Annotated in this window: 6 protein-coding genes and 1 pseudogene; 5 read left to right on the forward strand and 2 right to left on the reverse strand. The window is 60.3% G+C overall.

Annotation, left to right across the window (positions count from 1 at the left end; translation table 11 throughout):
• Window positions 1-14 precede the first annotated feature (14 nt).
• Genes AC1Q67_RS12370 through ccoS form a run of 3 tightly spaced genes read left to right on the forward strand, consistent with a single transcriptional unit; the run spans window position 15 to window position 2,878 of the window.
• The gene (locus AC1Q67_RS12370) at window positions 15-518 is read left to right on the forward strand and encodes a FixH family protein (protein WP_492238065.1); all 504 of its coding nucleotides are present in this window, start codon (window positions 15-17) and stop codon (window positions 516-518) included.
• A 9-nt stretch (window positions 519-527) separates the two neighbouring features.
• The gene (locus AC1Q67_RS12375; protein ID WP_492238067.1) at window positions 528-2,720 is read left to right on the forward strand and encodes a cation-translocating P-type ATPase; all 2,193 of its coding nucleotides are present in this window, start codon (window positions 528-530) and stop codon (window positions 2,718-2,720) included.
• Window positions 2,720-2,878, forward strand: a complete 159-nt coding sequence (gene ccoS / locus AC1Q67_RS12380; protein ID WP_024576618.1) for a cbb3-type cytochrome oxidase assembly protein CcoS — start codon at window positions 2,720-2,722, stop codon at window positions 2,876-2,878. Before AC1Q67_RS12375 ends, ccoS begins: the two co-directional genes overlap by 1 nt.
• A 36-nt stretch (window positions 2,879-2,914) precedes the next feature.
• On the opposite strand, the gene AC1Q67_RS12385 is transcribed toward ccoS, so the two are convergent.
• Window positions 2,915-3,121 carry a YgaP family membrane protein gene (locus AC1Q67_RS12385; protein WP_024576617.1) on the reverse strand — a complete coding sequence of 69 codons (207 nt, stop codon included), beginning with the start codon at window positions 3,119-3,121 and terminating at the stop codon, window positions 2,915-2,917.
• A 143-nt stretch (window positions 3,122-3,264) separates the two neighbouring features.
• On the opposite strand from AC1Q67_RS12385, the gene hemA reads away from it, so the two are divergent.
• Complete coding sequence (gene hemA, locus AC1Q67_RS12390) at window positions 3,265-4,551, forward strand: 5-aminolevulinate synthase (RefSeq protein ID WP_492238070.1); 1,287 nt, start codon at window positions 3,265-3,267, stop codon at window positions 4,549-4,551.
• Between the two features lie 779 nt (window positions 4,552-5,330).
• On the opposite strand, the gene AC1Q67_RS12395 is transcribed toward hemA, so the two are convergent.
• Window positions 5,331-6,344 carry a YheT family hydrolase gene (locus AC1Q67_RS12395; protein ID WP_492238071.1) on the reverse strand — a complete coding sequence of 338 codons (1,014 nt, stop codon included), beginning with the start codon at window positions 6,342-6,344 and terminating at the stop codon, window positions 5,331-5,333.
• Window positions 6,345-6,692: 348 nt separating this feature from the next.
• Here AC1Q67_RS12395 and AC1Q67_RS12400 point away from each other — a divergent pair.
• A pseudogene (locus AC1Q67_RS12400) lies at window positions 6,693-6,931 on the forward strand (outer membrane protein); the annotation flags it as partial.

Genomic DNA, 6,931 nt, shown 5'->3' on the forward strand with positions numbered 1-6,931 from the left:
GAATGGATGGTCTTATGAACAGCTCGACCACTCTAGGAAAGCCTCTCACGGGACGTGCTGTATTTGTCATGCTCGTCGCCTTCTTCGGGGTGGTGATTGGGGTCAACTTGCTGATGATGCGGTTCGCGATCGATACAATGTCCGGAACCGATGTGGACAGTGCGTATCGTGCAAGCCTGGCCTATGAACGCGAAATTCAGACCGCGCACGAGCAGGATACGCGCCGTTGGCGGGTCGAGGCGCATGTCGCGCGCGGACCCGCCAATAGCGCCAGCGTTCGCATCGTGGCGCACGACAGCAAGGGCGCGCCGCTAACCGGGCTGGATTTTTCCGCTCGTCTGGAGCGCCCCGCCGACAAGCGGGCAGACCGGACCATAGCCCTGACGGAAGTTGAAACCGGCATCTACAAGGGAAGCGCCGAAGGAGTTCTCACGGGTCAGTGGAATCTCGTGCTTGAGGGCGACACGGGCGGCAAGCGCGTATTCAGGTCGCGAAATCACGTCATGCTGAGCGATTGAGGAGGCGTCATGGCTCTCAACCGGGACTTCTCGTACTACGTCAAGGATCTTGGCTCAGGTCTTGCCCATCTCGATCTTGCGGTTGAGGGTGTCAGTTGCGCCGGCTGCATGATGAAAATCGAGCGCGGACTGTCCGCCATTCCGGACGTGACCCTCGCGCGGGTCAACCTGACCGACCGCCGTCTGGCGGTGGAGTGGAAGAAGGGGGCACTTGATCCGGCGCAGTTTGTCGATCGTCTCGCGGCGCTCGGATACAAGGCTTATCCGTTTGAGCCGGTCCGGGCGGAAGTGGTTGAGGCCGAGCAGTCGCGATTTCTGCTGCGCTGCCTTGGCGTGGCGGCCTTCGCCACCATGAATGTGATGATGCTGTCGATTCCGGTGTGGTCGGGCAACGTCACCGATATGATTCCGGAGCAGCGTGATTTCTTCCACTGGCTGTCGGCCCTGATCGCCCTGCCAGCCGCAGCCTATGCCGGCCAGCCGTTCTTCCGCTCGGCATATACCGCGCTTCGCTCGCGCGGCGTCAATATGGATGTTCCCATCAGTATCGGCGTCGTGCTGGCGCTCGGCATGTCGATCGTCGAGACGATTCATCATGCCGAACATGCCTATTTCGATGCGGCCATCATGCTTCTCACCTTTCTGCTCGCGGGCCGCTATCTCGATCAGAACATGCGGCGCCGCACGCGAGCCGTCGCCGGAAATCTTGCGGCGCTGAAGGCCGAGACCGCGACCAAGTTCGTATCTCCGACCGAGATCAGTGAAGTGCCTGTTGCGGCCGTCGTTCCCGGCGACATCGTGCTTCTGCGTCCAGGCGAACGATGCGCCATCGACGGCAAGGTCATCGATGGGAGATCGGAAATCGACCAGAGCCTGATCACGGGTGAGACACGGTATGTCGCGGCGGAGGCCGGCACTGCGGTTTATGCGGGGACAATGAATATTTCAGGCACGCTGCGCGTCCGGGTCGGGGCGGCAGCGGAAGGAACGCTGCTGTCGGAGATCTCCCGGCTGCTTGAAAACGCGCTGCAGGCCCGCTCGCGCTATGTGCAACTGGCCGACCGGGCGTCACGGCTCTATGCGCCGGTGGTGCACGCGACAGCGCTGCTCACAATGCTGGGATGGGTTGCGCTCGGCGCGAGCTGGCATGATGCAATCGTCACCGCGATCGCGGTTCTTATTATTACCTGTCCATGTGCGCTCGGCCTGGCGATCCCGACGGTGCAAACGATCGTGGCGGGTGCGCTTTTTCGCGCCGGTGTCCTGCTCAATTCCGGCGATGCGGTGGAGCGCGTCGCTGACGTCGATACGGTCGTCTTCGACAAAACGGGCACGCTGACCTTGCCTGAACTCGACGTGGTGAATGTCACTGCTATTCCGGCGGATGTCCTTCAACTGGCGGGACGGTTGGCTCTGGCCAGCCATCATCCGGTTGCGGCAGCAGTCGCTCGCGCGTCGAGAGCGACGTCTCCGCTGGAAGGAATCGTGGAAGAACCGGGGCAGGGCGTGAGAGGTCTGATCGATGGAGTCGAACTCAGGCTCGGCCGGCCGTCGTTCTGCAACGCAGACCGGATGGCGAACGAGATCCTGAGCACGGATCCGGAGATTTCCGTGGTCGCTTTCAGCAGGGGGCAGGAGCGATACGTTTTCGCTGTGCGGCAACAGCTTCGGCCGGATGCGGCAGCTACGATACGCAGCCTCGTCAAACGCGGCGTTGCAGTCGAAATTCTCTCCGGCGACAGAGAGCCTGCCGTAAAGCATGCCGCGACGGCCTTGGGGATCATTGCGTGGCGTGCGGGTCTCACGCCGACCGACAAGATTGCTTATATCGAAGACCTGAAGCGGCGCGGCCGCACGGTCATGATGGTCGGTGACGGCCTGAACGATGCACCGGCGCTTGCGGCAGCATCGGTTTCGATGTCGCCGGTGAGTGCGACCCATCTCAGCCAGGCGGCTGCGGACATGATCTTTCTGGGCAAGGATCTTGTTCCGGTGCTGGCCGCCGTCGATTTCTCACGCAAGGCGCTGCAACTGATGCGGCAAAATCTGGCGCTGGCGATCGGCTACAATGTTCTGGCTGTTCCGATCGCGATCGCGGGATACGCAACGCCGCTGGTTGCCGCGGCGGCCATGTCGGGATCGTCGATCCTGGTCATGCTGAACTCGCTGCGCGCACGCCGCGCCGCGCCGGAGATGACGTGATGGAAGTTCTCGCTTATCTCGTGCCGCTCGCTCTGGCGCTCGGCCTCATCGGTCTCCTGGGTTTCCTGTGGTCGCTCAGGAGCGGACAGTACGATGATCTCGACGGCGCTGGATGGCGCGCGATTGCCGACGACGAGCCGCCTCTGCCGCCCTCATAAGGTTTAGCGGATTTTAGCCGTGAGATCGCCGGAGGGCTACCTGCGCTTTTCGCAGCTTGAATAGCCGATCAGGCTGTAAGCCGGGCAGGTCGCAAAAAGTCCCGTAAGCAACGGCACGAATCCGATCAGCCCGGCCCAGTCCCAGCCTTTGATCGGAAGGCCGTTGCGAAGCGCGAACGCGATCAGTGCAAGCCCCACCACGATACGGACCATTCGATCCGCCATACCCACGTTGCGCGACATACGACAGCCTCCATGACAATCGGCTGCGGCAAGCAGCCTTGTTGGAGGTTGAGCTGATTGGCTTCGAAAGGCCTTGATGTGCATCAAGAAGACAGGCTCCGGGCTGCGGCATCCTGTGGTTCAGCACAAGAGAGGTCACAACGATGTCGCTCGCAAATTCGGCGTTTGCACTAAAGCCGCAGGCGCAGCCGTCTGTGAAATTTTGCGACGTCGTCAAGCAGGCCGGGACGACCGATTACGAAGCTCTCTTCAAGGCATCACTCCGCCGGCTTCACGAAGAACAACGCTACCGGGTGTTTGCCGACATCGAGCGTGTCGCAGGCGAATATCCTCACGCCATCTGGCATTCAGCAACGGGGCCTCGCAAGATCGTGCTGTGGTGTTCGAATGACTATCTCGGGATGAGCCAGAATGCTTCTGTCGTCGGAGCGATGATTGAGACCGCGAAGCGCATGGGCACCGGAGCCGGAGGCACCCGAAATATCGGCGGCACCAATCATCCGTTGGTCGAGCTTGAAGCGGAGCTGGCCGACCTGCACGGGAAGAAGGCGGCCCTCGTATTTACATCGGGCTATGTTTCCAATCAGACGGGGATCCCGACCATTGCAAAGCTGCTGCCCGGCTGTCTGATCCTGTCGGATGCGTCCAACCACAATTCGATGATCGAGGGGATTCACCAATCGAATTGCGAGAAGCAGATATTCCGTCACAACGACCTCGATCATCTCGAACAGCTTCTGAGGGCGGCGGGCAGGCAACGGCCGAAGCTCATCGTGTTCGAAAGTCTCTATTCGATGGATGGGGACATCGCTCCCATCGAGGAGATCTGCGATCTGGCCGGGCGCTATGGCGCGATGACGTATTGCGATGAGGTCCATGCCGTCGGGATGTATGGCCCGCGCGGCGGGGGCATCAGCGAGCAGCGGGGGCTGTCCGCCCGCATTGATGTGATCGAAGGGACGCTGGCGAAAGCGTTTGGCTGTCTCGGTGGATATATCGCCGGCTCCGCTGCGCTCGTCGATGCCGTCCGCTCCCATGCGCCGGGATTTATCTTCACGACCGCTCTGCCACCGGCGGTTTGCGCGGCTGCGACGGCCGCCATCCGGCATCTGAAGGCATCGGGCCGGGAAAGAGCGCGGCACCAGAACCGCGTCGCGCGCCTGAAGTCGATGCTGGATGCCCACGGACTTCCACAACTGCGGAACGGATCGCATATCGTGCCTGTTCCTGTTGGAGACGCGAAGACATGCAAGGCCGTCAGCGATTACCTGCTCAATGATTTCGGCATCTACATTCAGCCGATCAACTATCCGACTGTTCCGCGCGGAACAGAACGGCTGCGCATCACGCCCACGCCGCTGCACACTGACGAACACATCGATCAATTGGTGGCGGCCTTGTCGAGCGCATGGCGCAGGTTCGGGCTTTGAAGTGAACTGAACGGGCCTGTATCTGGCGACGATCCCGCGACTGTGGTCCCTCAGCCGCAACAGCAGAAATAGGTCATGGCGGGCCACTTACGCCAATGTGTTGGCGAGATTTCAAGCCGTCTCATCGTCTCGGCGTTCAGCCATCCGTCGTTCGTCAGAACGCACGGAAAGGTCATCGCGTGCACCTCATCATCAATGGTTGCAACTGCGAGATACTGCTCGAGCGGCGCGGTTGATATGTTTTGCCACATATCTCCAATCTAGGCCGGAGACCGAACTCAACCTTGATTCAGATCAGTCGTCGACCGTTCGAACCGATGGCTGATCTGTAGTGTCGGTAGGGCTTGAGATAGATCAAACTTGGGCCGGATTGTCTGATCCACAATTTTGAGATGGCTAATTTGATTTACCGGTGCCCTCAGACGGGTCTTAACGTGCAGGCATGGATGCCTGACGATGAGCAGCCTGAAGCGGAGCAAGTGTACAAGGCAGTCTTGTGTTCTGCCTGCACGCGGCTGCACTTCATTCACAAATCAACCGGAAGACTGCTGGGCGAGCCTGACTGAGCGTGCTTCAAGGCCTATTGTTGATCCTGTTGTTCGGAGTGGAATTGCTCTACTCTCACTACGTTGCAATTTACAGGACGGCGGGAGAAGCTTAGCGGCTTGTCGCGGAATTGCGTTGCTAGGCGTTCTACTACGATTGTCTACGCAGAGACGGTTCGATCTAAGTCTCTCTCCCTCCGCCAGAAAACCTGCCGCCGGGCATCTCGCCTAGATTTATTCGATGGTCTGCAGAAATCGGGCGGCACACACGTCATGCCAGTGGGCGTGGCGATCGGCTCCGCGGAATCCGCAGTGTCCGCCGGATTGCGCAAGCAAGCGAACCAGTTTTGGATTTCTGTCCCATCTGTACTGAAGATAGGCCTCGCTCGGGACGATCGGATCGTTGGCCGCATGGATCATCAGTGTCGGGACCGCGATGTGTTCCAGAAATCCAGCGCACGATGAACGCGTGTAATAGTCCTCAGCATCGCGAAAGCCGTTACGGGGAGCGGTAAAGGTCTGATCGAAGTCCCAGACGGTGCGAGTCCCGAGTACCGCATCCCGCTCCTGCTCTGAAAGCTCCGCGGCGGGTTTGATGCTTTCCGTCCTCAACTGGGACAGGATTGCGTATTGAAACAGCGTGTTGTCCCACCGCATGAGCCGGCGTGACACCGCCGCCAGATCGAGGGGAGACGATACGGCGATGGCAGCCTTCAAGGGCACCGATGATCTCTGCTCGCCCAGAAACTTCATCAGCACATTCGCGCCGAGGGAGTAGCCCATCGCGGCGATTCCATTGGGCCGTAAGTCGGCCGGCACCATAGACACCAGATGGACCAGATCGTCGGTCGTGCCGGCATTATACTGAAGCTTGCAAAACGGCCGCGACGGGCCGGCGCCGCGCAGGTTGGCGCGCAGCACCGGATAGCCGAGGTTCAGAAAGTAAATCGCCGAGCGGAGAATATAGCTGCTGTCTTCGCTGCCGCTCACGCCATGAATCAGGATGACCACGCAGCGTCTGGTGTCCGGGATAGCTGGACGGTGAAGCGTTGCCACCAGACGGTCTCCTGTTCCGTCCGGAACGAGCGCGGATAGCCGCTCGCCTGGATACGGATCGAGATCACGCGGACTGGCGGGCAGGGCACTGGCGATGGTTTGAAGGTGACCGCCCCACCAGGGCGCTCCCGCTTCAAACCTTGGAAAATCCGGCTGTGTTGAAGGTTGGCGTGTCACCAAATCGAGCGTCATTTGATGCTCTCCCCGGATGCGGTGAATGCTGTCACGGGCAGTTCCCCATGGTTATCGCGCGCGTTCGAACCTTGCGCAACGGCTGGGTGGGCTTGCGGCAGGAAACCGGCTTCCGGCACGGTGTGATCGCTGCTGCTGAAGGGACCCGCGCGCCCGTGTCGCAAGGGCGTGCCCCACGTTATGCTTAACCATTCGTTTCGAAGTCGACCCGCTCCGTGTCTTTTTTGTCACGTCAGAAGAGAAAGCAATGGCACGCTCCGTACGCAGGAACCGATCCGGCCCGCTGTACATTTCTCATTAACTGGGGGGCCAATAGGGTCCGCCCAACTCAACATGGGGAGAAGAGAGATGGGTCATCGTTTCGCACTCGCGGCTTTTTCGGCTGCTTTGCTTGCTTCAACTGCGTCATTCGCCGCTGACATGGGGCCGCGCACCTACACCAAGGCGCCGGTTTATGCGCCTGCACCGATCTATAACTGGACCGGCTTCTACGCTGGTGTGCACATCGGTGCCGCTTTCGGTGGTGACGACGGGTTCGCAACCAACATCGTCGGCCTGACTGGTTCGAGCCGCGACGCTGCGTTCCT

It is taken from the genome of Afipia sp. GW823-FHT06G09 (genome assembly GCF_058794875.1).

Excerpts from the sequence above, each read along its gene's own strand:
- AC1Q67_RS12385 (WP_024576617.1), bottom strand. The coding sequence starts at position 3,121 with ATGTCGCGCAACGTGGGTATGGCGGATCGAATGGTCCGTATCGTGGTG.
- AC1Q67_RS12395 (WP_492238071.1), bottom strand. The coding sequence starts at position 6,344 with ATGACGCTCGATTTGGTGACACGCCAACCTTCAACACAGCCGGATTTT.
- AC1Q67_RS12375 (WP_492238067.1), top strand. The coding sequence starts at position 528 with ATGGCTCTCAACCGGGACTTCTCGTACTACGTCAAGGATCTTGGCTCA.
- ccoS (WP_024576618.1), top strand. The coding sequence starts at position 2,720 with ATGGAAGTTCTCGCTTATCTCGTGCCGCTCGCTCTGGCGCTCGGCCTC.
- hemA (WP_492238070.1), top strand. The coding sequence starts at position 3,265 with ATGTCGCTCGCAAATTCGGCGTTTGCACTAAAGCCGCAGGCGCAGCCG.
- AC1Q67_RS12370 (WP_492238065.1), top strand. The coding sequence starts at position 15 with ATGAACAGCTCGACCACTCTAGGAAAGCCTCTCACGGGACGTGCTGTA.